Origin of the sequence: Candidatus Thiothrix phosphatis (assembly GCF_035668035.1) — a bacterium.
Taxonomy (GTDB): Bacteria; Pseudomonadota; Gammaproteobacteria; order Thiotrichales; family Thiotrichaceae; genus Thiothrix; species Thiothrix phosphatis.
Genome location: NZ_JAYMYJ010000139.1, coordinates 1 through 24,627, shown reverse-complemented (window position 1 = coordinate 24,627; position 24,627 = coordinate 1). Strand labels below are relative to the sequence as shown.

General features: G+C 56.0%; 26 protein-coding genes. 18 read left to right on the top strand and 8 right to left on the bottom strand.

What is annotated here, in order from left to right; genetic code table 11:
* Window positions 1-62: 62 nt before the first annotated feature.
* The 8 genes from VSS37_RS16490 (at window position 63) to VSS37_RS16455 (ending at window position 7,719) form a co-directional block, all read left to right on the top strand.
* Window positions 63-665: a HupE/UreJ family protein gene (locus VSS37_RS16490; RefSeq protein WP_324696972.1), complete on the top strand. Its 603-nt coding sequence runs from the start codon at window positions 63-65 to the stop codon at window positions 663-665.
* Window positions 666-669: 4 nt separating this feature from the next.
* A complete protein-coding gene (locus tag VSS37_RS16485; RefSeq protein WP_324696970.1) occupies window positions 670-1,194 on the top strand; it encodes a hypothetical protein in 525 nt (174 codons plus the stop codon).
* A 35-nt stretch (window positions 1,195-1,229) separates the two neighbouring features.
* Complete coding sequence (locus VSS37_RS16480) at window positions 1,230-1,814, top strand: DUF1007 family protein (RefSeq protein ID WP_324696968.1); 585 nt, start codon at window positions 1,230-1,232, stop codon at window positions 1,812-1,814.
* Between the two features lie 93 nt (window positions 1,815-1,907).
* Window positions 1,908-2,285, top strand: a complete 378-nt coding sequence (locus VSS37_RS16475; RefSeq protein WP_324696965.1) for a YchJ family protein — start codon at window positions 1,908-1,910, stop codon at window positions 2,283-2,285.
* A gap of 99 nt (window positions 2,286-2,384) precedes the next feature.
* The gene (locus VSS37_RS16470) at window positions 2,385-4,118 is read left to right on the top strand and encodes a hypothetical protein (RefSeq protein WP_324696963.1); all 1,734 of its coding nucleotides are present in this window, start codon (window positions 2,385-2,387) and stop codon (window positions 4,116-4,118) included.
* 11 nt (window positions 4,119-4,129) lie between these two features.
* Window positions 4,130-5,500, top strand: a complete 1,371-nt coding sequence (locus VSS37_RS16465; RefSeq protein ID WP_324696962.1) for a leucyl aminopeptidase family protein — start codon at window positions 4,130-4,132, stop codon at window positions 5,498-5,500.
* A 92-nt stretch (window positions 5,501-5,592) separates the two neighbouring features.
* A complete protein-coding gene (locus VSS37_RS16460; protein WP_324696960.1) occupies window positions 5,593-6,084 on the top strand; it encodes a hypothetical protein in 492 nt (163 codons plus the stop codon).
* A gap of 69 nt (window positions 6,085-6,153) precedes the next feature.
* Complete coding sequence (locus tag VSS37_RS16455; RefSeq protein ID WP_324696958.1) at window positions 6,154-7,719, top strand: methyltransferase regulatory domain-containing protein; 1,566 nt, start codon at window positions 6,154-6,156, stop codon at window positions 7,717-7,719.
* Between the two features lie 19 nt (window positions 7,720-7,738).
* Here VSS37_RS16455 and VSS37_RS16450 read toward each other — a convergent pair whose 3' ends face one another.
* From VSS37_RS16450 to oppB, 4 genes are all read right to left on the bottom strand, one after another.
* Window positions 7,739-8,524 (bottom strand): hypothetical protein, encoded by a 786-nt coding sequence (locus tag VSS37_RS16450; protein ID WP_324696957.1) that lies wholly within the window; start codon window positions 8,522-8,524, stop codon window positions 7,739-7,741.
* Window positions 8,525-8,578: 54 nt separating this feature from the next.
* The gene (locus VSS37_RS16445; RefSeq protein WP_324696955.1) at window positions 8,579-9,352 is read right to left on the bottom strand and encodes an ATP-binding cassette domain-containing protein; all 774 of its coding nucleotides are present in this window, start codon (window positions 9,350-9,352) and stop codon (window positions 8,579-8,581) included.
* Window positions 9,353-9,369: 17 nt separating this feature from the next.
* Window positions 9,370-10,218, bottom strand: coding sequence for an ABC transporter permease subunit (locus VSS37_RS16440; RefSeq protein WP_324696953.1), 849 nt, complete (start codon window positions 10,216-10,218; stop codon window positions 9,370-9,372).
* Between the two features lie 70 nt (window positions 10,219-10,288).
* On the bottom strand, window positions 10,289-11,209 hold the full coding sequence (gene oppB / locus VSS37_RS16435) for an oligopeptide ABC transporter permease OppB (RefSeq protein ID WP_324696952.1): 921 nt from the start codon (window positions 11,207-11,209) through the stop codon (window positions 10,289-10,291).
* Between the two features lie 132 nt (window positions 11,210-11,341).
* On the opposite strand from oppB, the gene VSS37_RS16430 reads away from it, so the two are divergent.
* From VSS37_RS16430 to VSS37_RS16405, 6 genes are all read left to right on the top strand, one after another.
* Window positions 11,342-11,656: an ArsR/SmtB family transcription factor gene (locus VSS37_RS16430; RefSeq protein WP_324696951.1), complete on the top strand. Its 315-nt coding sequence runs from the start codon at window positions 11,342-11,344 to the stop codon at window positions 11,654-11,656.
* Between the two features lie 159 nt (window positions 11,657-11,815).
* Window positions 11,816-12,703, top strand: a complete 888-nt coding sequence (locus tag VSS37_RS16425) for a CPBP family glutamic-type intramembrane protease (RefSeq protein WP_324696949.1) — start codon at window positions 11,816-11,818, stop codon at window positions 12,701-12,703.
* A 77-nt stretch (window positions 12,704-12,780) separates the two neighbouring features.
* Entirely contained in the window at window positions 12,781-13,281 is a 501-nt protein-coding gene (locus VSS37_RS16420) for a cyclic nucleotide-binding domain-containing protein (protein ID WP_324696948.1), read from the top strand.
* A 90-nt stretch (window positions 13,282-13,371) separates the two neighbouring features.
* Window positions 13,372-15,612 (top strand): DNA topoisomerase IV subunit A, encoded by a 2,241-nt coding sequence (parC, locus tag VSS37_RS16415; RefSeq protein WP_324696946.1) that lies wholly within the window; start codon window positions 13,372-13,374, stop codon window positions 15,610-15,612.
* 70 nt (window positions 15,613-15,682) lie between these two features.
* Window positions 15,683-16,567: a protease HtpX gene (htpX, locus tag VSS37_RS16410; protein ID WP_324696944.1), complete on the top strand. Its 885-nt coding sequence runs from the start codon at window positions 15,683-15,685 to the stop codon at window positions 16,565-16,567.
* 44 nt (window positions 16,568-16,611) lie between these two features.
* A complete protein-coding gene (locus VSS37_RS16405) occupies window positions 16,612-17,637 on the top strand; it encodes a quinone-dependent dihydroorotate dehydrogenase (RefSeq protein WP_324696943.1) in 1,026 nt (341 codons plus the stop codon).
* Between the two features lie 78 nt (window positions 17,638-17,715).
* Here VSS37_RS16405 and VSS37_RS16400 read toward each other — a convergent pair whose 3' ends face one another.
* On the bottom strand, window positions 17,716-18,453 hold the full coding sequence (locus VSS37_RS16400) for a hypothetical protein (protein ID WP_324696942.1): 738 nt from the start codon (window positions 18,451-18,453) through the stop codon (window positions 17,716-17,718).
* Between the two features lie 187 nt (window positions 18,454-18,640).
* Between VSS37_RS16400 and VSS37_RS16395 the strand changes: the two genes are divergently transcribed.
* Genes VSS37_RS16395 through VSS37_RS16385 form a run of 3 tightly spaced genes read left to right on the top strand, consistent with a single transcriptional unit; the run spans window position 18,641 to window position 20,386 of the window.
* A complete protein-coding gene (locus VSS37_RS16395) occupies window positions 18,641-19,198 on the top strand; it encodes a hypoxanthine-guanine phosphoribosyltransferase (protein WP_324696940.1) in 558 nt (185 codons plus the stop codon).
* A gap of 2 nt (window positions 19,199-19,200) precedes the next feature.
* The gene (locus tag VSS37_RS16390; protein WP_324696938.1) at window positions 19,201-19,938 is read left to right on the top strand and encodes an S-methyl-5'-thioinosine phosphorylase; all 738 of its coding nucleotides are present in this window, start codon (window positions 19,201-19,203) and stop codon (window positions 19,936-19,938) included.
* 7 nt (window positions 19,939-19,945) lie between these two features.
* Entirely contained in the window at window positions 19,946-20,386 is a 441-nt protein-coding gene (locus VSS37_RS16385; protein ID WP_324696937.1) for a protein YgfX, read from the top strand.
* A 357-nt stretch (window positions 20,387-20,743) separates the two neighbouring features.
* Here the strand turns inward: VSS37_RS16385 and VSS37_RS16380 are convergent, their stop codons facing one another.
* A complete protein-coding gene (locus VSS37_RS16380; protein ID WP_324696936.1) occupies window positions 20,744-22,102 on the bottom strand; it encodes an MFS transporter in 1,359 nt (452 codons plus the stop codon).
* Complete coding sequence (locus VSS37_RS16375) at window positions 22,099-22,227, bottom strand: hypothetical protein (RefSeq protein ID WP_324696934.1); 129 nt, start codon at window positions 22,225-22,227, stop codon at window positions 22,099-22,101. Before VSS37_RS16375 ends, VSS37_RS16380 begins: the two co-directional genes overlap by 4 nt.
* Window positions 22,228-22,297: 70 nt before the next feature.
* On the opposite strand from VSS37_RS16375, the gene VSS37_RS16370 reads away from it, so the two are divergent.
* On the top strand, window positions 22,298-22,882 hold the full coding sequence (locus tag VSS37_RS16370) for a TMEM175 family protein (RefSeq protein WP_324696933.1): 585 nt from the start codon (window positions 22,298-22,300) through the stop codon (window positions 22,880-22,882).
* A 101-nt stretch (window positions 22,883-22,983) separates the two neighbouring features.
* Here the strand turns inward: VSS37_RS16370 and VSS37_RS16365 are convergent, their stop codons facing one another.
* Window positions 22,984-24,582, bottom strand: a complete 1,599-nt coding sequence (locus VSS37_RS16365) for a protein kinase family protein (RefSeq protein WP_324696931.1) — start codon at window positions 24,580-24,582, stop codon at window positions 22,984-22,986.
* Window positions 24,583-24,627: the final 45 nt, after the last annotated feature.

Genomic DNA, 24,627 nt, shown 5'->3' with positions numbered 1-24,627 from the left:
GGGCTCCCAGGTTTTTAGGCTACAATTCCTGCACATCAAGGCTTATTGACGGGAGTGGACTGATGGCTTCATTACTGAAACAGGTTGCAGGCGTGCTGGTGTTGTTTGCCCTTTCGACTTCGGCGGCGCTGGCGCATGTGGACCCCGGCACCATCAGCGGCGGGTTCATGAGCGGCTTCACCCACCCCCTGTTTGGCTGGGATCATGTGGCGGCGATGGTGGCGGTGGGATTGTGGGGCGCATTTCTGGGGCGTCCGGCCATCTGGGTGCTGCCGGTGGTGTTCCCGTTGGTGATGGCTTTCGGCGGCGCGTTGGGTGTGATCGGCGTGCCCCTGCCTGCGGTGGAAACGGGTATTGCCGCTTCTGCGCTAGTGTTGGGGCTGATGGTGGCGTTGGCGGTGCGCCCGCCGTTGTGGGTGGCGGCGGTGTTGGTTGGGGTCTTCGCCATTTTTCATGGCCATGCGCACGGGACGGAATTGCCTGAAGCTGCCAACCCACTGCTGTTCAGCCTGGGCTTTGTGATTGCGACCGGGTTGCTGCATTTGACAGGCATCGCTTTTGGCGAGCTGTCCCGCTGGCATTGGGGGGCGGTGACTGTCCGTACTGGCGGTGCCGTGATTGCGTTGGCAGGCGTCGGCCTGTTGACCGGGCTGCTGGTTGTTTGAATCGATGATGGAGTTTTTTCTGCGGGGATTGGGCCATTTTTGGCACTTTCCAGCGCATGTGATGGTATTGGCGGGATTGGGCCTGTTGCTGGGGCAGCAAGGTGCGCAGCCTGTGCGTACAGGCTGGCTGGCTTTCGCGGTGGCGATAGTTGTTGGGCTGGGGTCGGCCCAGCTGTATGGGGTGCGGTGGGGTATCGGCATGCCCCTGCTGATCGCCGCAGGCGGCGCGGGTTGCTTGCTGGCGTTGCGCTTGCGTTTGCCGGTGTGGTTGTATCTGTTGCTGGCCGCTGTCGCCGGTGTTTTGCTGGGGATGGATTCTTCCCCAGCGATGATTCCCGGCATGAAAGCGATGAAAATTTATGCTTTCATGACTGGCGTAGCAGTCGCTGACACCTTGGCGCTGTTGTTGTTGGCGCTGTTGGCGTTGGGGCTGCGGACCTTGTTGGATGGTGTTGTTCTCCGGGTGCTGGGTTCCTGGGTGGCGGCCAGCGCACTGATGGTGCTGACGCTGATGTTTGCCCACCGTTAGCTATTTTTTCATGAAATTATTCAAGGGAATGCGGGATGCGCCTGAATCGCTTGCCATACCTTTCCGTGTTGTTGCTGGCCCTGGGTGGGCAGGCGTTTGCGCACGGGTTCCATTACCAGCTCGATGTTGCTTCGCAGTTGCAGGAAAACGCCAATGGCGAACTGACCGGCGTGCGCATGAACTGGTTTTACGATACCGAAGTCACGGATATGCTGCTGGAAGGCGAGGATTTGTCCGCCGCCAAGCGCGCTGAAACCCTGCAAACCATTGGCCAACAGGTTATTGCTGATCTTGGCAAGCTGCATTATTTCACCAACCTAAGCCTTGACGGCAAACCTTTGGCGCTGGCGGCGGCGACGGATTTCCACATGGATTTATCGCCTGACAATCACCTGAACCTGAATTTCCTGTTGCCGTTGCCTGCCGCGCAGGACTTGCATGGCAAACATCTGGATATCACCATGGCGGATTCAACCGGTAGTGCGATTCTGATTTACAAGGATGTCAGCCGCATTCGTCTGGGCGAAAAGCTGGCAGCGGCCTGTACGCTGACATTGCAGGATCGGCAGGCGTTTGCCGATGGCGAGCCAGCACAGTTGCTGCGCATGCAGTGTCAATAAGCGCTGAAACAGCGGGCTATCATTGGTTGGCAGGCTGACAGGCTCCCAGTAACATCCGTGCTTTGATGTGTAACGCACAGGATGCCGGTATTTATGGATCATTGCCCCTGCGGTTCAGGAAAAACCTATCACCAATGCTGCCGTCAGTATCATGACGGCAAGGCCGCGCCGACAGCGGAAGCATTGATGCGTTCGCGTTACAGCGCTTATGTCCTGCGCAATGGCGCATATCTGCACCGCAGTTGGCACAGCAGCACCCGGCCCAACCGGAAAGGCTTGCTGCAACTGCCGCCAACCGAATGGCTGGGGTTGGAAATCGTGCGCACGGAGCAGGGTGGGGGGCAGGATGCGCAAGGGTTGGTGGAGTTCATCGCCCGCTACAGGGAGGGAGGGCAAACTGGGCAGTTACATGAGGCCAGCCGGTTTGTGAAAGAGGGCGGGCGCTGGTATTACGTGGATGGGGATCATTGAAGTTCTTCCCAAAAGCATATCCATCGCAGAAGCGAAAACCTCGTGCTAGACTTCATTTGGAAATATGAACTCACAAGAATTTTGCACAAAGGACTAATTATGCTGGCTGACCTGACCCGACTGGCAGTTGTTGGAGGTGTTTTGCTGCTGGGACTTTCCGGCTGCGGCTCTGCCCCAGGCAACAACCCATCCCGTTCCGATTCCACCTCCCTGACATCCGGCACCGCCTCAACCGCTGCCATGACGGCGTCAAGGGGCGCTTATTCCACTGCCAATTCCGCTTCCCCCATCGGCACCAACACCAATGAAGTGACAGAAAGCGACGCCAGCATGCCTTTCGTCGACCTGATGCACGCGGCGCTGCCGTTCGCCGAAGCCAGCCCGTGGTTGACCAAAGGCAATGTCCTCTACGATACGGACGGTTGGCCAGCCAACCTCAACGGTGGGCAAGCGGGAACCCGTTTCCTTTCCAACCTGCCCGCCGCTGTCATCCCGGCTGGCGTTTATACCGTCCTGTATGATGGGGAGGGCGACATCCAGTACATGAATGACGCCAGTTTGCAGGAACACGGGCAGGGTTATGACACCATCAAGATCGACGCAGGCGCGGATGGCATGTTGAATGCGTCGATGCTGATCACCCGCAGCAATCCACAGAATTACCTGCGCAATATCCGCATCCTGCCGCCGGGTGGCATTTGCGCGGGCAACCCATTTAAGCGCGTTGCCTCCGCTTCCGAATGCAGCGGCGATTACCAGTCTTTTGTGGAGCATGCTGGCAGCATCATTTTCAATCCGGATTTCATGAATTTCATGAAGGATTTCCGCGCCATCCGCTTCATGAACATGAGCGGCGTCACCCGTAGCACCATCCAGACCTGGGATCAGCGCCACAAGCTGACCGAGGCGGCCTGGGGTGGCAAGGAAGGCACCCGTGGCGCGCCGCTGGAAATCATGGTGGAGCTGGCCAACCGTGCGAACGCTGACCCTTGGTTCACGCTGCCACATGCGGCGGATGACAATTACGTGCGCCAATACGCGGCTTACGTGAAACAGCACCTGAACCGCAACCTCAAACCGCATATTGAATACAGCAACGAAACCTGGAACACCATTTTCACCCAAGGCAATTACATGATCGATATGGGCATGAAACTGGGGCTGGATTCCAACGCCAAGCGCGCTGGCTATCGCTACTACTCGCAGCGTTCGGTGGAAATCTTCAAAATTTGGGAAGACGTGTTCGGCGGTTCGCAGCGGTTGGTGCGCATTCTGTCAGGCTGGACCATCAATCCGCAGCTGACTGAAATTGTGTTGAGCCAAAATGACGCTTATAAGCATGCCGATGCGTTCGCCATTGGCCCGTATGTGTTTGGCGGCCATGCCGAAGTGCGCACCATCAAGAGCGTGGATGACGCGCTGGGGCTGATCACCAATCCGGCCTACCGTTATTCGCATGACAAGGTCATGGAGTATATCCGCACCCAGAAAGCGATCACGGACAAATACGGCGTGCAGTTGGTGGCGTATGAGGCAGGCCAGGGGCTGGCGGATTTCCAAACCCGCACGGATGACGAATTCCCCAACCCATTGCTGTATGCAGCCAACCGCGACCCACGGATGCGCGGCATTTACGACCGCTTCCTGAATGGCTGGAAAGCGGAAGGCGGCACGTTGCTGATGCACTACACCGCGCCCCGCGTCTACAACAAGCAAGGCCCGTGGGGCGTCAAGGAATACATTACCCAGCCAACCAGCCAAGCACCGAAATATCAGGCGCTGCTGGACTTTATCAACAGCACGCCATGCTGGTGGCAGGATTGCCGCCATTGACAGGGGAACACATGTTTACACAGGAAAAACCGGCCAGCTCCATCGCCATTTATCCTCTGGGCAAAGCAGGTTGGGAGGCGCTGGAGCCTTCCCTGCCTGAGGCCGAGCGGCGGTGGGCGAAATTGCACGATTTCAGCGCCAAGGCAGGGCAGCTCTGTTTGTTGCCTGATGGCCGGGGCGGAATCAGCAAGGTGCTGGCGGGTTACGACGAGGCGGATAACGCGCGTTGGGCGATTGCCAGTTTGCCGGGCAAATTGCCGGGCGGCTGTTACCATCTGGAGTGCGCATGGGCAGAATCCGACCGTTTGCTCGCCAGTATCGGTTGGGGTCTGGGTGGCTACCGGTTTGAACAATATCTCAGGCCGGACAACAAACCCAAGCCAGTCCTGTATCTGCCGGAATTGCAGGACAAGGCGCAAGCCTATATCCAGGCGGTGACGCTGGTGCGGGATCTGATCAACCAGCCCGCCAACCACATGATGCCGGAACATCTGTCCGCAGCGGCTGAACAGTTGGCGCAGGCGTTTGGGGCGGATTTCAGCGAAATCGTCGGTGATGACTTGTTGACGGAAAACTACCCTGCCATTCATGCGGTAGGGCGCGGCAGCGCGCATGAATCCCGGCTGCTGAAATTGCGTTGGGGGAACCCTATGCACCCGTCCGTCACGCTGGTGGGCAAGGGCGTCTGTTTCGACACTGGCGGGCTGGACATCAAGCCTTCCCAATACATGCGCCTGATGAAAAAGGACATGGGTGGCGCGGCGCATGTCCTAGGGCTTGCCAGATTGGTCATGCAATTGAAGTTGCCGGTGCACTTGCGGGTGCTGATCCCGGCGGTGGACAACGCCATTGGTGGGGATGCCTTTCGCCCTGGGGACGTTCTCGCCACCCGTGCCGGGAAACAGGTCGAAGTGGACAATACCGACGCCGAGGGACGGCTGGTGCTGTGTGACGCCCTGAATGAGGCCGCCACGCAAAAACCGCAATTGCTGCTGGATTTCGCCACCCTGACCGGCGCGGCAAGAGTGGCGTTGGGTACGGAAATTCCGGTTTTCTTCAGCAATAACCGGGAGCTGACCGCACAGCTTCAGGCGGCGTCAGAGGCTGCCGGAGAGCTGATCTGGAATCTGCCGCTGCATCAGCCTTATTTTGAGCAGTTGAAGAGCCATTGCGCGGACTTCACCAACAGTGGCGGCAGTTATGGCGGGGCGATCACGGCGGCGTTGTTCCTGAATGAATTTGTGCCGAAAGGCGTTGCCTGGGCGCATTTTGATATTATGGCGTGGAATACCCATGAACGGGCGGGGCGTCCGGTGGGGGGCGAAGCGATGGGGCTATTTGCAGTTTACGCTTACCTTGAGTCCGTTTATCGGACGATATAAAAATTTTTGAACTAATCCATTCAGGCAGCATTCATCTTTCTGGTTCTGGTCTATACTCTGTAACATTGAGTGTTTAGATAAGGTTGAAGAATATGCCTCAATGGTTGTTGGCTCGTCATGTCATTGCCCGTAGGTTTGCCTTGGGCATTGCCCTGATGGGGCTGATGCTGGCTTTCCTGGCGGCGTCCTCGCTGGTGTTTCCCTATAAGGCGGCAGCAAATCCGGAAGTGCAGGGTGAGTTGCTCTACGATTTGCTTGGTCATCTGAATTATGACGGTAATGGCCGTTTCGGGCCGGTTGATGATGATCTGTCCATGCAGCGGGAACTGTATAAACTGATTGCAGAAAATCATTTGAATGCGCCGGTGGCTTCCGCCTATATCCTCAACGTGAATACGGGCGATGTGGCCTGGAGTGCTGCCGCCAATCCACAACGTTATGATAGTGTAAAAGTGGCCTCTGGTTATGACATGCAATTCATCACATTATCGGATCGGCAAGTGGCGGCGCAGAATTTCTGGATCAGGAACCAGGATGGCCCCCGTACTGAGTTCAGGATGCTGGTGGTGTTGCCGCTGCGTTGATTTTGACTGTACCTGCCGACCGAATGCCGCGACAATGTAGAATGATCAATCACAGGAACGCCGGTCGCAATGGTCGATTTTTACGACGAACTCACCTACGAAACCAATCCATTTCCCGAGACGCATCCTGATAATCTGGCAGCGCTGGGGAGGCTGTTTGGTGTTCAGACGGCCACCGCCCAACAGTGCCGGGTGCTGGAGCTGGGGTCGGCCACTGGTGGCAATATCATTCCAATGGCTTGGTCGTTGCCGCGCAGCGAGTTTGTCGGGGTGGAGCTTTCCGCGCCTCAGGTCGAGATTGGCCAACGTATCATCCGGCAACTGGCGATGCCGAACATCCGGTTGGCGGTGGGCGACATCCTGGAACTGGAACCCGCTGTGATCGGCCAGTTTGATTATATTATCGCGCATGGGGTGTACTCTTGGGCTCCGACTGCGGTGCGGGAGAAAATACTGCAACTGGCGCACGACTGCCTGACGCCGAACGGGTTGGCCTACATCAGCTACAATTTGCTGCCTGGTTGGCGGATGCGCGGTAGCCTGCGTGACCTGCTGTTGCACGCCACCCGCCCAGCTTCTGGCGCGGACGCCAAATACCAGGCCGCGATTGCTGCCCTCAAACGTCTGCAACAGGCATTGCAGGGTGCGGAAGCGGATAGCCAACGCTACATGCAGAAAGAAATCGCCTACCTGCTGGACGCGCATCCCAGCTACCTGTTGCATGAATATCTGGCTGCCGAAAACAACGCCTTTCTGTTCAGCGAGTTTCTGGCGGACGCCGAACGGCATGGCTTGCAATATGTATGTGAAACCGACCTGCACACCTTGTTTGACACGACCCTGGGCCAGTCGGCCCAGGCGGCGCTGGCCGATATTGACGACCCCTTGCAGCACGAACAGTGGATGGATTTCGTGCGGATGCGGGCGTTCCGCAAGAGCTTGTTGTGCCGTGCCGACCTGCCGTTGGAGCGGGAAATCGACATCGACGTGTTCACCACCTTTTTCTTCAGCGCCAGTTTGCGTTTGCAGGGCGAGGCGAACCTCAGCAACACCCAGGCGGCGGTTTTTCTGACGCCGGATGGCAGTGAATTGAATGTTTCCCACCCGTTGAGCAAGGCGGCGTTGCTGTATTTGCAGGCAGTCCACCCCTATACGCCGGATTTTGCCGAACTTTTTGCGCAGGCGGAGTCGCGGGTACGGGAGGCGGGCGGCGCGAATTTCGCTGGGGAACGCCATGAACTGGTGAGCGAGCTGTTCAGCTTGTATAGCTATCGGGCGGTTTACGGGCGTCTTGAGCCTTGCGTCTCCCGGCCAGGGGTGCCGGAATATCCCCAGGCATCGGCATTGGCGCGTTTGCAGGCGGCGGAAGGGTGGGGAAGCATTGCCACCATCCGCCATCAGGCCCTTAGTCTGGATGCATTTTCCCGCCGCCTGTTGCAGGAGCTGGATGGCACACGCACGGTAGCGGAGCTTGCCCAACATTTGAATGCGGCAGTGCTGGATGGCCGCCTGGAAATTCCTGGCGGCAAGCAGTCACAAACCACTGGTCCGGGGCTGGAAAAGGAAATTGGCAGCAATGTGAAGCACCTGCTGGACGTGTTCGCCCGTCATGGTTTGTTCTCGGCTGCGGAATGATCGCACGGAAAGCCAACGGTCAATTGCTGCTGGCCAGCAGGCGGCGCACAAACCATGTGGGGGGCGATATTTCCCGGATTGGCTGGAAAATGCCCCCTTTCTTGGCAGGTACGCTGGCGACAGGGGCGGCTTCACCCCAGTTTCTGCCCCAATCAGGCGAGGCGTACTGATACCAACGGGTGGTGGCGGCTCGCCCTTTGGGCTGGTTGGCAGCGGTGACCAAGGTTCCGCGCCCTTCCGCATCCATGTTGAACGCCTGGATGGCAGGATACTGGTTGCCCCAGTCAGGGCGGTTCAGTTCCGCAGGCAGGTGGATAACAGAACAGCCAAACTCACCCAGTTGGTGTTTGCCATGCAGCAGGATGTAATCATTGCCCGGCCCCTGGCGTCCCCAGGTGGCGAACAGCATCACTCGGTTGAAGGCGGGTGTGCTGTAGGCCGCCAGCACCTCGCCGCCCTCCGCAATTGGCCAGGCATGCCATCTGCCCTGGGATTCAGTGAACAGGATGGAGCCTGACTGGGCAGGATTTTTCCCCAATAGCATCGGTAGCGGAACATCATTCAGGGCATAGCCATACAGCGCGTGATTATCAAGCATGGATTGCACCAGCGCTTTGCTGACGGGGGCTTCCTGTCCGCATTGCCAACCGGGCTGCCACATTTCGGCGAAGTTGGGCGGGGACAAATTGACGGGCGCGGCGGATGCAACAGGGGTTGAGGGCGTTGTCGCCGCACACCCGCTGATAGGTGACAGGCTGCTGATGGCGATGATGCAGCCTGACAGGACGCGGCTTGCTGTGTTCATAAATGTTCCCTCCCGTTATCTTCCTGATTTTAGACTATCGGGGGCTATAAATGTTCAGCGTCGCGCTGCCAACAATTCGCGGGTGTAAGGGTGGCGGGGTTGTTGGAAAATACTGTCGGTTGCGCCGCTTTCCACCACTTTGCCATGGCGCATGACGGCAATCTGGTCACACAGGCCACCCGCCAGCGGCAGGTCGTGGGTGATCAGCACAATCGCCATGGCGCGGCGGGCGCGGATGTCGCGCAATAGGGCGAGGATTTCGGATTGCACGGTCACATCCAGTGCGGTGGTTGGTTCATCGGCGATCAGCAGCTGCGGTTCACACAGCAGCGCCATCGCAATCATCACCCGTTGGCGCATCCCGCCGGACATTTCATGCGGGTAGCTGTGGAAACGGCGCGCGGCGTCCGGGATGCGCACCTGCTCCAGCATGGCGATGGCCTTGTCCCGCGCCGGTTTCGCCCGCATGCGCTGATGGGTTTCCAGCACTTCGGTCAGTTGCCGCCCGATGGTGAGCAGGGGGTTCAGCGCGCTCATCGGGTCTTGAAAAATCATCGCCATCTGTTTTCCCCGGTACTGGTTCAGCACCGAGGCTGGCTGGCGCAACAATTCGGTTCCGGCGAAACGCGCCTGCCCGTCAACGCAGGCGTTGCGTGGCAACAAGCCTATCACGGCATGGAACAGCTGGCTTTTGCCCGCGCCCGATTCGCCCACCACCGCCAGGGTTGCGTCCGGTTCGAGCTGCAAATCCACCCCGCGCACGGCTTCCACCGGGCCTTCCGGCGTATTGAAGCGGACTTGTAATTGTTGGATGTCAAGTAATGGCATAGGGAGATTATACCTGCTCAGATGCTTTTCGGGTCGAGCGCATCCCGCAGCCCATCCCCCAGAAAGTTGAGGCAAAACAGCGTCACCGCCAGAAACCCCGCCGGGAACAGCAGCATCCAGGGCGCGGTTTCCATCTGCGCCGCGCCTTCGGCAATCAGCACGCCCCAACTGGTGAGCGGCTCCTGTACTCCCAGCCCCAGAAAGCTCAGGAACGATTCGAACAGGATCACCTGCGGTGTCGTCAGCGTCGCGTACACGATCACCGACCCCAGCGTGTTTGGCACGATATGGCGGCGGATAATGCCGAAATGGCTGACCCCGCTGACCCGCGCCGCCTCCACGAATGCACGGCCTTTCAACGACAGTGCTTGCCCGCGCACGATGCGTGCCATCGTCAGCCACTCCACCGCGCCGATCGCCACAAAGATCAGGAAAATGCTGCGCCCGAAATACACCATCAGCAGGATGACGAAAAACATGAAGGGCAGGGCGTACAGCACATCCACAAAACGCATCATCAGCGCATCGGTGCGCCCGCCCAGGTAGCCTGCGGCGGCACCGTACAGCACCCCGATCAACAGGCTGACGCTGGTCGCTGCCAAGCCCACCATCAGCGAAATTCGCCCGCCGATCAGCGTGCGCACGAACAGGTCGCGCCCATTCGCATCCGTGCCGAACCAGAAACCATTCGCCCAATCCGGCGGTGTCCCCATGTTGTCCCAGTAGATTTCGTCAAATGGGTGTGGGCTGAACAGCGGGCCGAGCAGGCACAACAAGCTGATCGCCAGCAATGCCAGCGCGCTGCCCACCGCCATCCGGTTACGTAATAGCCGCCGCCAAGCCTTTCCCCACAAGCTTTGATTCAAGTTTCCCCCACTCTTTTCTCCCTGCCCCCTTTGTGGGGGAAGGGTCAGGGAAGGGGGGCAATCCTTTGCGTCATTCATAGCGCACCCTCGGGTCAAGCAGCCCGTAAACCACATCCACCAGCAGGTTCATGGCGATGATCAACGCCCCGTAAAACACCACCACGCCCATCACCAACGTGTAATCCCGGTTCAGCGCGCCTTGCACAAAATGTCGCCCGATCCCAGGGATGCCAAAAATCTGCTCGATCACTACTGAGCCAGTGATGATCGCCGCCGTTGCCGGCCCTAGCCAGGAGATCACTGGCAACAGCGCCCCTTTCAGCACATGCCGCCGCAGGATCAGCCCCAGCGGCAAACCCTTGGCGAACGCGGTGCGGATGTGTGGGCTGTTGAGCGTTTCCAGCATGCTGGCGCGCATCATCCGCGCCGCATACGCCACTTGCGGCAGGGCCAGCGCCACCACCGGCAGCACCGCCGATTTCCAGCCCTGATCCCAGCCCGCCACCGGCAACCAGCGCAGGAATACCCCGAACACCAGCGCCAACAGCGGTGCCATCACGAAATTGGGGATGGTGACGCCGGTCATCGCCAACGCCATCACTGCATGATCCAGTGGCTGGTTTTGTTTCAGCGCTGCCAGCATCCCGGCGGGAATGCCCAGCAGCAACGCCAGCAGCATGGCGGTGACGCCAAGCTGCATGGATATGGGGAATCCCGCCGCAATCAGCTCATTGACGCTGTGATCCTTGTATTTGAACGAGGGGCCGAAATCCCCCCGTGCCACGTTCAGCAGGTAATAGCCGTATTGCACCGGCAACGGCTGGTCGAGATGGTAGGCACGGTCAAGGTTGGCGGCGATTTCCGGTGGAACCGGGCGCTCGCGGTCAAATGGCCCACCCGGAGCCAGCCGCACCAGAAAGAACGCTAGGGTGACGATTATCAGCAAGGTGGGCAATGCGCCCAGCAAACGTTTGAATACATACTGCAACACAATAATTTTTCCGGCTTAAAGTGACAAGCTGGTGGAAAGTTCCTATAATTTAGCGCATTCTAATATGCTAATTTACAATTTTTAACCCGCTAGCCGAACATTTTACAGACTACCTGGATACGGGTGATATTAATGAGTGATCTGGATTATCGCATCAGACTGGATGGCGTGCCGGTCGATAATGACAACATTGAAGCGGCGTGCCGCTCCCTGAAGGCGGCCTCCCATCCGTTACGGCTGAAAATCATGTGCCTGCTGAAAAACACTGAAATGACCGTTCAGGACATTGTCGATCATGTTGGCACAACCCAAAGCAATGTTTCCCAACATTTGGCCATTATGCGCGACAAGGGCTTACTGTCGTCCAATAAAGTTTCCAATCGGGTTTACTACCGGCTGGCTGAGTCCCATGTGGCGCTGCTTGACGCCTGCTCTTCCTTGAAATAGGCAATTTATCCATTCATTTCATCCTTTTGTCATCACTTTTTCACGTTGATCAGCTTCTTGTTGATTTTTATTTTTGACAGGATTGTCTGATAAGACATACGTTCGGCAAAATATAAGCTACACTCTGTGTGATGTGATTTAGACAATTAAGGAAAAATAATGAATACACATTATCTTACCCTTGCCAGCCTCGGCAAAAATAATTGGTGGCGTTACCTTGTCAGCATCGTACTGATAGCGTTCTTTTGGCAGGTTATCGGTGCGCTGCCGTTGATGTTGCTGATTGTCATGGTGCAAAGCGATTCTGACCCTTCCACCAATGTTGATCTTGGCAATCTGAGGTTTGAAGGGGTTGACAGCATCTGGCCTTATCTTGGCATCAATTTCACCATTTTGGGCATGTTGCTGGGGCTTTATTTCGCTGTCCGCTTTGTCCATCAACGCTATCTGCGGACAGTCGTGACCCCGCTTGAGCAAATTGATTGGCGGCGTGTCCTGCAAGGGTTTGTGGTGTTTTTTACCCTGATTGCACTGGCTACGTTGGTTGAGGCCATGTTCAAGCCGGGGGAATATCAGGTGACATTTGATGCGCGGCAGTTCCTGTTGTTCCTGCCGGTGGCGTTGGTGGTTACGCCGTTACAGGCGGCGGCGGAGGAGTTGCTGTTTCGCGGCTACATCATGCAGGGATTGGGAAGGCTGACCAGCAACAAGGCGATTCCCATTGTGGGTTCTTCGCTGCTGTTCATGGCGGCTCACCTGACCAATCCGGAAATGGCGGAAGACGCTTATCTGGTGCCGTTGCTGTATTTCTTGCTGGCTTTGTTTCTGGCATTTATTACGGTCAAAAGCAATTCTCTGGAATTGGCGATTGGCGTCCACGCCGCCAATAACCTGTTTGCCGTGCTGATCATGGATTATGAGGATTCAGCCCTGCCCGCGCCGTCCATTTTCATGGCCAGCTCACTAGACCCTATCAATAGCCTGATCAGCTTTACAATAATAGCGGCGGCATTCTACTGGATTGTATTTATGTGGCGTAAAAGTTAGAAGTTTGAGAATTATCAAACGGCAAGACCGCCCGATGCATTACTTTGCTAATACCATAACAGCAGAGGAGGAGCATCATGTCTAACCAAAGTCCAAATTTCATTATTAACGCCAGTATCATCCAACAGTCGCCGCTGGGTCTCGAACTGAGTCCGGAGCAATGCGAAAAACTTGCCAGTGTTGTGACGGCTCGTGGCCTTGAAAAAGGCATGATGTTGCTTGAAGAAGGGCAACAGGATGATTCCATCCATATCATTACTTCCGGTGAACTGGAGGTGGTCAAACTGACGGGGGGCGGTGACTGGGTAGTGCTGCAAGTGTTGCGTCCCGGCGAGATGGCGGGTGAGCTTGGTTTTATTGACGGTCTTGAGCACAGCGCCGCCATTCGCGCCCTGAACAATGTTGAAGTCTTTAGCCTGACCCGTCCCGAACTCGAAAAGTTGCTTGATGAGGATCCGCATCTGGTCTATCAGGTCATGCGCGCCATCATGCGCACTGTGCACGGCATCCTGCGGCGCATGAACCTGCAACTGGTGGAAATGACCAACTACGTGACCAAGTATCACGGGCGGTATTAATTTTTTAGGAAAAAAGGAAGAGGTTTATTCCCGGCGAAGGCCGTATACAATACCGCCCATCCCAACTGTCCCAAAAGAACAAGGATTGGCATGAATTACGAAGGTATTGAAACCCTTCCGTTGCAGGAATACACCGAAAAGGCGTACCTCGATTATTCGATGTACGTCATCCTTGACCGCGCTTTGCCACACCTCGGCGATGGCCTCAAGCCGGTGCAGCGACGCATCGTCTACGCCATGTCGGAACTCGGCCTCAACGCAGCGTCCAAGCATAAAAAGTCAGCGCGCACAGTTGGCGATGTGTTGGGTAAGTTCCATCCACACGGTGATTCGGCCTGTTATGAGGCGATGGTGTTGATGGCGCAGCCGTTTTCCTACCGTTATCCGCTGGTGGATGGGCAGGGCAACTGGGGTTCGCAGGATGACCCGAAATCTTTCGCCGCCATGCGTTATACCGAGTCGCGCCTGACCGCCTACGCCAAAGTGCTGTTGCAGGAACTGGGGCAGGGTACGGCCAACTGGGCACCCAACTTTGACGGCACGTTGGAAGAGCCAACCATCCTGCCTGCGCGCCTGCCCAATGTGTTGCTGAATGGGGCTACCGGGATTGCTGTTGGCATGGCGACCGACATTCCGCCGCACAACTTGCGCGAAGTGGTCGACGCCTGTATTCACCTGCTGGATCACCCCTACGCAACGCTACCGGAGTTGTGCCGGTTTGTGCCTGCGCCCGACTTTCCGACCGAAGCGGAAATCATCACCCCGGCGGTGGATTTCGTCAGCCTCTACGAAAAGGGCAATGGCGTTTTCAAGATGCGCGCCCGTTACGAACTGGAGGACGGCGACATTGTGATCACTGCATTGCCGTACCAAGTGTCCGGCAGCAAGGTGCTGGAGCAGATCGCCGGGCAGATGCAGGCGAAGAAATTGCCGCTGGTGGAGGATTTGCGCGACGAATCCGACCACGAACAGCCGGTGCGCCTAGTGATTGTGCCGCGCTCCAACCGGGTGGACGTGGACATGCTGATGTCGCACCTGTTCGCCAGCACCGATTTGGAGCGCAGTTACCGCGTCAACATGAACATGATCGGTACGGATGGGCGCCCCCAGGTCAAGGACTTGCGGCAGATTCTGGCCGAATGGCTGGCATTCCGCCGTCAGACCGTCACACGCCGCCTGCAATGGCGTCTGGACAAGGTGGAAAAGCGCCTGCACTTGTTGGAAGGTTTGCTTACTGCTTTCCTCAACCTTGATGAAGTGATCCACATCATCCGCACCGAAGACGAGCCGAAAGCGGTGCTGATGAAACGCTTCGATTTGACTGAAATACAGGCTGATTACATCCTCGACACCAAACTGCGCCAGCTGGCGCGCCTGGAAGAGATGAAAATCCGTGGAGAACAGGATGCGTTGCAGAAAGAGCGGGAAGAGTTGCTTTCCCTGCTTGGCTCCGACAAGAAGCTGACCAACCTGATCCGCAAGGAGTTGAAGGAGGACGCCAAGCTGTATGGCGACGCCCGCCGTTCGCCGCTGAAGGAACGCGCCGCCGCGCAGGCATTGGATGAGGCCGCGCTGACGCCCGCCGAGCCGGTGACGGTGGTGGTGTCGAAAATGGGTTGGATACGCGCCGCGAAAGGCCACGACATTGATCCGGCCAGCCTCAGTTACAAACAGGGCGACAGTTTTTTGTGTGCAGCGCGAGGGCGCTCCAGTCAGGCGGTGGTGCTGCTGGACAGCACCGGGCGCACTTACTCGTTGCCCGCCAATGCATTGCCGTCGGCGCGTGGGCAAGGGGAGCCGCTTACCGGAAAACTGGCACCGCCCGCCGGGGCAATTTTCCGGTATGCGCTGATGGGTCGGGATAGCGACCAGCACCTGCTGTCTTCAGCTGAGGGCTATGGTTTCCTGTGTCCGTTAGGCGACATGCAAAGTCGGGTCAAGGCGGGCAAGGTGACGCTGACGGCAGGCGACAATGTCATGATCCTGCCGCCTCTGCTGGTCAGGAATAGGGAAACTGACGTGCTGGCGTTGGCGTCATCCTCCGGTTGTCTGCTGGTGATCAGTTTGCGGGACTTGCCGGTGTTGTCCAAAGGCAAGGGCAACAAGCTGATTTCCTTGAAAAAGGGCGGGCTGGGGATCGCTGATGAAACCCTGCTGTTCGCCGCTATCATCTCGCAGGATGAAGCCTTGCTGGTGCAAGCAGGTAAAAAGTTCAAAGCCATCAAGGGCGCTGAGTTGGAGGAGTACCGTGGCGAGCGTGGCAAGCGCGGCAAATTGCTGCCGAAAGGCTTCCAGCATGTTACTGGTCTGGAGATTGGTGGTAATCAGTAGGGAAAACTTGAATCGCGGTCTGCATCACCTAATATTCATGGCATGACATTCCAATATAGAGGTTAAAAAAATGATGCGGATAATCATGTTGGCGCTGACCAACTTGGCCGTCATGGCAGTGCTGTTCATTACGCTGAATATCATCAGCGCGGTGTTCGGCATTAATCTGCATGGCGGCACGATGGGCGGCATCTTGGTGATGGCGGTCGTGTTCGGGTTTGGCGGTTCCTTCATCAGCTTGATGATGTCCAAGTGGATGGCGAAGCGTAGTATGGGCGTGGAAATCATTGAAACGCCGCGCACAGCCCAAGAACGTTGGTTGGTGGAAACCGTGCGCCGTCTGGCTGAAAAGTCCGGCATCGGCATGCCCGAAGTCGGCATTTTCTATTCGCCGGAACCCAATGCCTTCGCTACCGGAGCCAACCGCAACAATGCGTTGGTGGCAGTTAGCCAGGGCTTGCTTGAGCATATGAGTGCGGATGAAGTGGAGGCCGTGCTGGGGCATGAGATCGGCCACGTCGCCAATGGCGATATGGTGACGCAAACTTTGTTGCAAGGCGTGCTGAACACCTTCGTGATCGTTTTCGCCCGGGTGATTGGTCTGGCGATTGACAATTTCCTGCGCCGTGACGACGACGATAACGGTGTTGGCATCGGCTACTGGATTGGCTCCATGGTGGCGGAAATTTTCCTGAGCTTCCTGGCGACCGCGATTGTCATGTGGTTCTCCCGCTGGCGTGAATTCCGCGCGGATGCGGCAGGTGCCAATCTGGCTGGCCGGAACAAAATGATCAGCGCGTTGAAGCGCCTACAGCAAGCCCATGCCGTCAATGACCTGCCGGGCGAGATGGCGGCATTCGGGATCGCTGGTGGTTTGGGCACTGGCTTGCGCAAAATCTTCATGACCCATCCACCGCTTGAAGAACGCATTGCTGCGCTGGAAAACGCTGCCTGATTCCCCGATAATCCCCGGTTCCAGTCAAAACCGGGGATTTTCCTGTGTATACACTCCTGCGCGACCTCCTGTTCCTGCTTCCTGCTGAAACTGCCCACCATCTGACGCTCAACGCCCTCAACCTGACCAATAAGGCTGGCCTCATGGGGCTGGTTGCTGGCGGAAGCGAATTGCCGGACGTTGCTTCCGCTCCGGTGCGGGTAATGGGGCTGGACTTTCCGAACCGGGTCGGATTGGCTGCCGGGTTGGACAAAAACGGTGAATACATCGATGCGTTGGCGGCGCTCGGTTTCGGTTTTATCGAAATTGGCACAGTCACGCCGCGCCCACAGCCGGGCAATCCCAAGCCGCGCCTGTTCCGCCTGCCTGAAGTGCAGGGAGTCATCAACCGGATGGGGTTCAACAACCATGGTGTCGATCGCCTGCTGGACAATGTTCGCCAAGCCCGTTACCAGGGGATTCTTGGCATCAATATTGGCAAGAATTTCGATACGCCGGTGGAACAGGCGGAGGATGATTACTTGATTGGCTTGCGCAAGGCGTATCCGCATGCACATTACATTACAGTGAACATTTCATCGCCGAACACGCCGGGTTTGCGCAAGTTGCAGTATGGCGATGAGCTGAAGCGGCTGTTGCATACCCTGCGTGAGGAACAGGCGCAATTGGCGCAACAGCACGGGCGTTATGTGCCGGTGGCGATCAAGGTTGCGCCTGACCTGACGGAAACAGAGATCCGTGAAATGGCGGCGGTATTTTCGTCCGTGGCGATTGACGGGCTGATTGCGACCAACACCACACTGGATAAGTCGGCTGTCACGGGGTTATTGCATGGGGAAGAGCAGGGCGGCCTGAGCGGAGGGCCGTTGACGCAACATTCGACGGAGGTTATCCGCCAGTTCCGTGCGGATATGGATAACCGCATTCCCATTATCGGGGTGGGAGGAATCCTTTCCGGAGCGGATGCGCAAGCCAAGATGGCGGCAGGGGCTTCGCTGGTGCAGGTGTACAGTGGATTTATTTACCGGGGGCCGGAACTGATCCGCGAGTGTGTGGAATCCACGCGGTAAATGAAAAAGGGGCGTGATTAATCACGCCCCTTTTTGTCATTACGCATCGACACCGTTGGGTGTGTCTGTCATTCCAATTTACTTCTGTTCTGCAGCAGGGGCGGCAGGGGCAGCTTCAGTTTTGGCTTCAGCAGCAGGGGCGGCGGCAGGCGCAGCAGGCTGTTGCTGTGCGGCCATGGCCTTGCGCTGTTCTTCCATCTTCTTGAAGAAAGCTTCAGCTTGGGCGCGCTGTTCTTCCATCTGTTTCTGGAGCTGTTCGAAGCTTGGCGTCTGTGGCATGGCGTAACCATAGCCAGGCATCATCATTGGGCTATAACCATAACCAGGCATTTGCTGCATTGGCATAGCGGCAGGGGCTTGCCCCTGGACTGCAGGAGCTTGCTGCATCATGTTAGGCATGCCGTAGCCACCCCATGATGGATAACCACCCCATGGGCTGCTGTTGGTGTAAGAGTTGGTGTAGCCGTACAGGTTGTTGTAACCATTGCCATAACCGTAGCCGTTGCCATACAGGTTGGCGGCGGTGTCGCCCCGGCCACTGCCATAAACATCAGAGTTCATGTCAGTTTTGCCTTTGCCTTTGAACGTGATGCTGAAGTCAACATCGCCGTCGGCGTTGCCGCGGCCACGACCCCAACCATTGACGTCGCCTGCGCCATTGCCATAGCCCTGACCATAGCCACTGGTGTTGGCCTGGCCGGAGCCAGTGCCTTGGCCAACGCCGTTGCCGTTGTCAAAGCCGTCAAAAAAGTCGGCAGAAGCAACGCCAGATACGGCCAGGAGCGTAGCGAGTAGTACAATTTTGGTCTGTTTCATGCAATATACCTCTAGCGGATCAAACGCCCATTGGCGTGTTAAAGAGATGGGACTTAATATAAGCAAATCATAATATTCTGATTGATTTATTGCAATAGCTACCCTCCAAGATTTACAGTTTTTTCATGAAGCCGGATGGATTTAAGTTTAGAATGGCGCCAGTTACTTTGGAGGAGCAGACAAGTTTATGGACATTACACCAGAACAGGCTGCCTTGGCGCGGGAAGAAGCTGACCTGCTGCATTCCGCCGCAGAAATCGCGGTTGTCTTGGACTGTATGGCGGAGGAAATTACGGCAGAACTTGGTGGAAAGAATCCGTTGGTTTTATGCGTCATGACCGGCGGGGTGATCGTCACCGGGCATCTGCTGACTCGCCTGGATTTTCCGTTGGAGCAGGATTACCTGCATGCCACCCGTTATCGGGGCAAAACCAGCGGCAGCAAGAGCATCACCTGGTTGCATAAGCCGGATACACCGTTGAAAGGTCGCCATGTGTTGCTGGTGGATGACATTCTTGATGAAGGCTATACCCTGCGGGAAATCGCCAGTTGGTGCCGGGAACAGGGCGCGGCGTCCGTCAAGGTGGCGGTGTTGGCCGACAAGCAGCATGACCGCCGGGTGGATGGGATTGAGCGTAATTTTTCCGCTCTTGAACTGGTCGACCGCTATGTATTTGGATTTGGGATGGATTATAAGGAATACTGGCGCAACGCCAACGGCATTTACGCAGTCAAGGGATTATAAACATGAGCATTGAATTTGCCGTTATCGGCGGTACCGGCATGACAGAGATTGAAGGGCTGGAAGTGATCCACCGCGAGGTGGTGCATACGCCTTACGGGGAGCCGTCTGGCCCGGTGACGCACGGCATGATCGAAGGTAAGCGGATCGTCTTTCTAGCCCGGCACGGTTATACCCACACCATTCCGCCGCACCGGATCAATTACCGCGCCAACCTGTGGGCGCTGAAAAGCCTGGGTGTGGAAAAAATCGTGGCGATTGCGGCGGTTGGGGGGATTACGCCAGAGATGGCACCCACACGGCTGGCCGTTCCCGACCAAATCATCGACTACACCTATGGCCGTGCGCACACTTTTTTTGAAGATGGGTTGACCCATGTCACCCATGTTGATTTTTCTTGGCCATATTGCCAGGACATGCGCATCGCATTGCTGACGGCGGCGGAATGCGCCAATCTGGATGTGGTTCCGCGCGGCGTATACGCCGCCACTCAGGGGCCGCGCCTGGAATCGGCGGCGGAAATTGCCCGCCTGGAGCGTGACGGCTGTGATGTCGTCGGCATGACGGCGATGCCGGAAGCCTCCCTCGCCCGTGAGTTGTGCTTGTGTTATGCCAGTTGCGCTGTCGTGGCCAACTGGGCGGCAGGCAAGGAGAGCAAGGAAATCAGCATGGATGAAATCCGCCAGAATCTGGTGGCGGGAATGGCGAACGCCCGGGCGTTGCTACGCGCCCTGATTTGCTGACCAGCCGGTGAACAGCCAGCCACCGCTTTACTTGCAACCTGTCGTTTCCCGTTGGCTGGCCGCGTTTATTCTGGGAAGTCATGCCGTGACAATGCTTGCCGTGGCGTTGCTGCCCGGCATGGCGCTATGGGGAAAGTTGTTGTTGGCGCTGGCGATAGTCTTTTCCGGCTGGTATTACTGGCGTTTGCATATTACGCGTTCGTTTCCGTATGCGGTGCGGGAGATGACATTTTATCAAGTGGATAATTGCCTGCTGCGCACAACTGATGGCAGCCGTTTTGTCCGGCTGGAGGGCAACAGTTTCTTGCATCCGTGGTTATGTGTGCTGAACCTGCGTTCCCAAACGGGGAAGTTGTATAGTTTGGTTCTGTTCCCGGACAGTTTGCCACAGGATCTATGGCGGCAGTTGCGGGTGAGGGTAAAATTCGGCACGGCGGACTTGCCGTAAGCAAACAGGGCGATTTTTTCTGTTGACGGCCACTTGTTTATGATCCTTCCAGCAATTAAGGGGGTTACAGCAAGCTGGCTTTCAGCCAAGTTATGTTATTTTTTTATTTACTTAAGATTAAATCCAACAACAGTAAGGCAGGCACTACAATGCATTCAAGCAATCACAACGAAAAAGACAAGCAACCGTTGCAAGAAAACCCTCAGGGACACGTTCCTCCCCAAACTCAGGGTATAGAGCGTCCCGTGCATCCTGATTCCCCTATTCGGTTGCATGAAACGGATGTGGATCGGGTTGTGGTGCTGGGCTATGACTGATTCCATTGCCTGACATGCCCGCATCTTGGCTGAAATGCGGCTATGCGGGCGCTGCCGAAAATGCACGGAGCGCGTTTTGATCCAGCTGTTCCTTGTCGACTTTCAGGTAGGCGACGCTTTCCTCGGCGACCACGGCGACTTCCTTGACGCCCGGCACGGCCAGCAAATCTTCATGCAAGCGTGTTTTGTCGGAGAATAGTAGCGGGTCCAGTTTCAGCAATTGGCTGGCGTAGAATTTGGGCTGTGGCAGTTGCAGCGCCAACAACCACCAGACGCCGACCACGATGGCGCAAAAAGCGAAGACGCCGGTTTCACCCCAGGCATGATGAACCATGCCGCCCAGCGATCCACCCGCAAAAATGCCGAGGAACTGCGCACTGCTGAAGATGCCCATAGCCGTGCCTTTGGTATTGACGTCAGAATATTTCGCCACCAATGACGGCTGCACCGCTTCGAGGAAGTTAAAGCCGACGAAGAACAGGAAAAATGACGCGAGCAGCCAGCCGGTATGGGTATGCCCCAGCGCCATGCCGACTTCCGCCAACAACAAGGCGGCGGTGCTCCCCAGCAGCAGGGTGCGGATTTTGTGCTTTTTCTCAGCAATGATGATCAGTGGGATGGCCAGCAGGAAAGAGCCAGCAAACACTGGTAGGTACACTTTCCAGTGTTCAGGGCGTGCCAACCCCAGATCGTTGACAAAAATGCCGGGCAGCACCAGGAAATTGGATGTCATCACCAGATGGATAATGAACACCCCGATGTTCATCCGTAGCAGGGATGGGTTGTTGAGTGCCTTGCCTAGATAGCCCTTGATAATGCCGGTGTCGCGGTGTTGGGTGCTGTGGACGGGGGTGGGGACGGCCAGCACCACCAACGCAATGCCGGATAGCGCCAGCAGCATGGTCAACCAGAAAATGCCCGGCACACCAGCAAACTGGCTGATGATCGGCCCCAGAATCATCCCGCCCATGAAGGACATGCCAATGACCATGCCGATGACTGCCATGATGCGGGTGCGGTTTTCCTCCCGGGTCAAGTCGGCGGCGAGCGCCATGGTCGGCCCGGCCACTGCGCCCATGCCCTGGATGGCGCGCCCAACCACAATCAGCCAGACGGAATGTGCCATCGCGGCAATGGCGCTGCCGCAGGCGAACACCAGCAGGCCACCAACGATGACCGGCTTACGCCCCGCCTTGTCAGACAACAGCCCCAAAGGAATTTGGAAAATGGCTTGGCTGAGACCGTAGATGCCAATCGCCAAGCCGACCAAGGCTGGCGTGGAGTCGGGCAGGGTTTGTGCGTACAACGCAAATACGGGCAGGATCATGAACAATCCCAGCATCCGCACGGCGTAGATTGCGGCCAGCGAAGCGGTGACACGCCATTCCAGACTATTCATTCGGTGCAAAACTCGGTGAAACGGAAAATCGGCTTATGGTAGCGGTTTTTCAGGATTTGCGCATAGCTTGCCTCTGCCATATTACGGATTTGTAATACCGTGCTTTCCGCTGCCGGAAGAATCATGCCATGTTTTGTTGACCCATGGCGTGAAGACAGGTAAATACCATGAGACTGCTCATACAAAGGAATATATATGGAAAAGAATCGTCTGGAAGCGTTCAGCGATGGTGTCATCGCCATCATCATCACCATCATGGTGCTGGAAATCAAGGTGCCGCATGGCGAGGAATTATCTGCCTTATTGCCACTATGGCCGGTGTTTTTCAGCTATGTGTTGAGCTTTTTGTACATCGCCATTTACTGGAATAACCACCACCACATGCTGCATACAGTGCGGCGCGTCACTGGGCAGATCCTGTGGGCTAACCTGCACCTGTTGTTCTGGCTTTCGCTGATTCCGTTTGCGACTGGTTGGATGGGGGAAAACCATTTTGGTGCCATGCCGTCCATGGTTTATGGTGTAGTGCTGTTCATGGCGTCGCTGGCTTACTGGTTGTTACAGCGTTTGATTATCGCCTCTCAGGGCGTGGATTCTGTGCTGAAGAAGGCTGTGGACAAGGATTGGAAGGGCAAGTCGTCGTCGGTGGCTTACGCTGCGGCGGTGCTTATCGCGCCGTGGGCAAGCGGGCTGTCGGTGCTTATCTATGTGCTGGTGGCGTTGATGTGGATTGTCCCAGACCAACGGATTGAACGGGCGTTGTTTCACGAAGCCAATTAATAGCGCGGAGCGGCAAATGTCCGTTGTCACTAGATGTGTGGCCTGTGCATGCAAGAAAGCTGGGCATTTTTTTGTAAAATTGCCCAGCATTAGGCGAGTGATCACTCGGTAGTGATGATAAGGGTGTTTTTGTCAGTAGATGACATTTTTACTGCGTATGAGGGGGCAGGCATTGAGGCTTGATGTGCTGGTGGGGATCCAGCCCTTTTAATGACAAAAGAATCTTTTCCTACCTGTATGACTTTTAACGGAGATGCAGAAGTGGGATGTGTGGCGAGGGTCGCGGATTGCTCAATGCGAGGCTCATAAGGATATTGGTGGTCTTCAGCAACAGGCTGATCCGCTAGTGTTGTGGCCACCTTTTCTTGCCAGCTCGGGATTGGGGCGTGAGGTGTTTCAAGTTGGCGAACAACGTTTCGACTTGGGTCTGTGTTGTTAATATCTTGATTGGCCAGTTGTTTTTCAGCTTGGTTGTTCTTAGGTACGTCACTGTTTGTTAACGGGGCCGATGTGGTGGAAAGTTTTTTATTCGTCAATGCTGATGCGACGCTTGCTGTAGGCGTTAATGTTAATGTGGGTTCGGTAGGCTTACTTTTTACCTGATTGCTAGGGGTAATTTCTGAAACTTTCCCAGATAGTGCTTGCTTTTGGGGTACGGGAAGTGTTTGTGCTGATGGGGCATCACCTTCCGAGGAAGTGGTGGCGTGTGATTCAGCTACCATTGGCGAAGAATGGTCTTGTGGAGATGCCTCGTTTTCTACTATTGGTGTTATGGCAACTTCTGGTGGCTGTGGGGCGATGGTCTGTTGTGTTTGCGGTGTGTGCAAGTAGTAGCCTGCCATGACAGTCGCAAAAGCTATGCCAGCGGCAAGAGCGGTCTTGGGGAACCAAGAATAACGAGGTTTCGAAGGTTCCGGTGCCACAGGCACTTCTGTGAAAGCGTGTAATAGCTCATATGGGGATGATTGGCGTAAGTGACGCTCCAATGATAGGCCGCGTTGTAGGCTTTCTTGTAGTTCTGGCTTCAGATGCGTGAGTGGCGTTGGATTCATATGGTCAGCAAGCGCTTGCAAGCTGTTGGCGTTTGCAAATGGATGGGTTCCGCACAGCAGATGATAGGCAATACAGGCTATCGAAAAGGTGTCATCTTGTGGAGTTGGCAGAATGCCACTGGCAATTTGAGGGCTAAGATAGGCAGATTGCAAGGCTAGTTGTTTTTTTTCCTCGTCTGTTGAACTGAGTAATATTCGTAAAATAATAGCCAATGGCGCATTCAAAAGCCGGTAGCTGTCATCTTGGTGGAAAATAGCCCCAGGCTCCAAGAATCCGAACCCGCCTTTAGGGGCAATCTGTTTGCTCGCCCGTAACACATGATGCAAGATATGTTGTGTTTCTACGGGGGATAAGGAAGAAGCAGATGTATGGGTGATCGTGTCGGCGAGTGTTTCTTCTCCCTTGGCTGTAGGAAATACTATCCAATAAATGCCTCCAGATTGGCATGCATCGATAACTTTCAAGGGGGAATCTGCTAGCGAAAATCTACCCAATACCTGTGGAAACATAGATATAAAGTCTGGATGGTTCGTCAGCCATGGAGCTACCGCTGCGAGAATCACATGTTTTTTTTCATTATTTATTTCAAAGTCCATTAAATCGTAGGCATAATAGAAAGACGCCAAGCTTGTTTCTGTAATAGACATTATTCCAAAATCTCGCCCTTGTCCCTAGTCAACAGGGAACCTCTA

Coding starts and splice junctions, on each gene's coding strand:
- htpX (WP_324696944.1), top strand. CDS start 15,683: ATGATGCGGATAATCATGTTGGCGCTGACCAACTTGGCCGTCATGGCA.
- VSS37_RS16380 (WP_324696936.1), bottom strand. CDS start 22,102: ATGAATAGTCTGGAATGGCGTGTCACCGCTTCGCTGGCCGCAATCTAC.
- VSS37_RS16470 (WP_324696963.1), top strand. CDS start 2,385: ATGCTGGCTGACCTGACCCGACTGGCAGTTGTTGGAGGTGTTTTGCTG.
- parC (WP_324696946.1), top strand. CDS start 13,372: ATGAATTACGAAGGTATTGAAACCCTTCCGTTGCAGGAATACACCGAA.
- VSS37_RS16390 (WP_324696938.1), top strand. CDS start 19,201: ATGAGCATTGAATTTGCCGTTATCGGCGGTACCGGCATGACAGAGATT.
- VSS37_RS16465 (WP_324696962.1), top strand. CDS start 4,130: ATGTTTACACAGGAAAAACCGGCCAGCTCCATCGCCATTTATCCTCTG.
- VSS37_RS16485 (WP_324696970.1), top strand. CDS start 670: ATGATGGAGTTTTTTCTGCGGGGATTGGGCCATTTTTGGCACTTTCCA.
- VSS37_RS16430 (WP_324696951.1), top strand. CDS start 11,342: ATGAGTGATCTGGATTATCGCATCAGACTGGATGGCGTGCCGGTCGAT.
- VSS37_RS16480 (WP_324696968.1), top strand. CDS start 1,230: ATGCGCCTGAATCGCTTGCCATACCTTTCCGTGTTGTTGCTGGCCCTG.
- VSS37_RS16490 (WP_324696972.1), top strand. CDS start 63: ATGGCTTCATTACTGAAACAGGTTGCAGGCGTGCTGGTGTTGTTTGCC.
- VSS37_RS16370 (WP_324696933.1), top strand. CDS start 22,298: ATGGAAAAGAATCGTCTGGAAGCGTTCAGCGATGGTGTCATCGCCATC.
- VSS37_RS16455 (WP_324696958.1), top strand. CDS start 6,154: ATGGTCGATTTTTACGACGAACTCACCTACGAAACCAATCCATTTCCC.
- VSS37_RS16445 (WP_324696955.1), bottom strand. CDS start 9,352: ATGCCATTACTTGACATCCAACAATTACAAGTCCGCTTCAATACGCCG.
- VSS37_RS16425 (WP_324696949.1), top strand. CDS start 11,816: ATGAATACACATTATCTTACCCTTGCCAGCCTCGGCAAAAATAATTGG.
- VSS37_RS16395 (WP_324696940.1), top strand. CDS start 18,641: ATGGACATTACACCAGAACAGGCTGCCTTGGCGCGGGAAGAAGCTGAC.
- VSS37_RS16420 (WP_324696948.1), top strand. CDS start 12,781: ATGTCTAACCAAAGTCCAAATTTCATTATTAACGCCAGTATCATCCAA.
- VSS37_RS16475 (WP_324696965.1), top strand. CDS start 1,908: ATGGATCATTGCCCCTGCGGTTCAGGAAAAACCTATCACCAATGCTGC.
- VSS37_RS16450 (WP_324696957.1), bottom strand. CDS start 8,524: ATGAACACAGCAAGCCGCGTCCTGTCAGGCTGCATCATCGCCATCAGC.
- VSS37_RS16375 (WP_324696934.1), bottom strand. CDS start 22,227: ATGATTCTTCCGGCAGCGGAAAGCACGGTATTACAAATCCGTAATATG.
- VSS37_RS16460 (WP_324696960.1), top strand. CDS start 5,593: ATGCCTCAATGGTTGTTGGCTCGTCATGTCATTGCCCGTAGGTTTGCC.
- VSS37_RS16365 (WP_324696931.1), bottom strand. CDS start 24,582: ATGTCTATTACAGAAACAAGCTTGGCGTCTTTCTATTATGCCTACGAT.
- VSS37_RS16400 (WP_324696942.1), bottom strand. CDS start 18,453: ATGAAACAGACCAAAATTGTACTACTCGCTACGCTCCTGGCCGTATCT.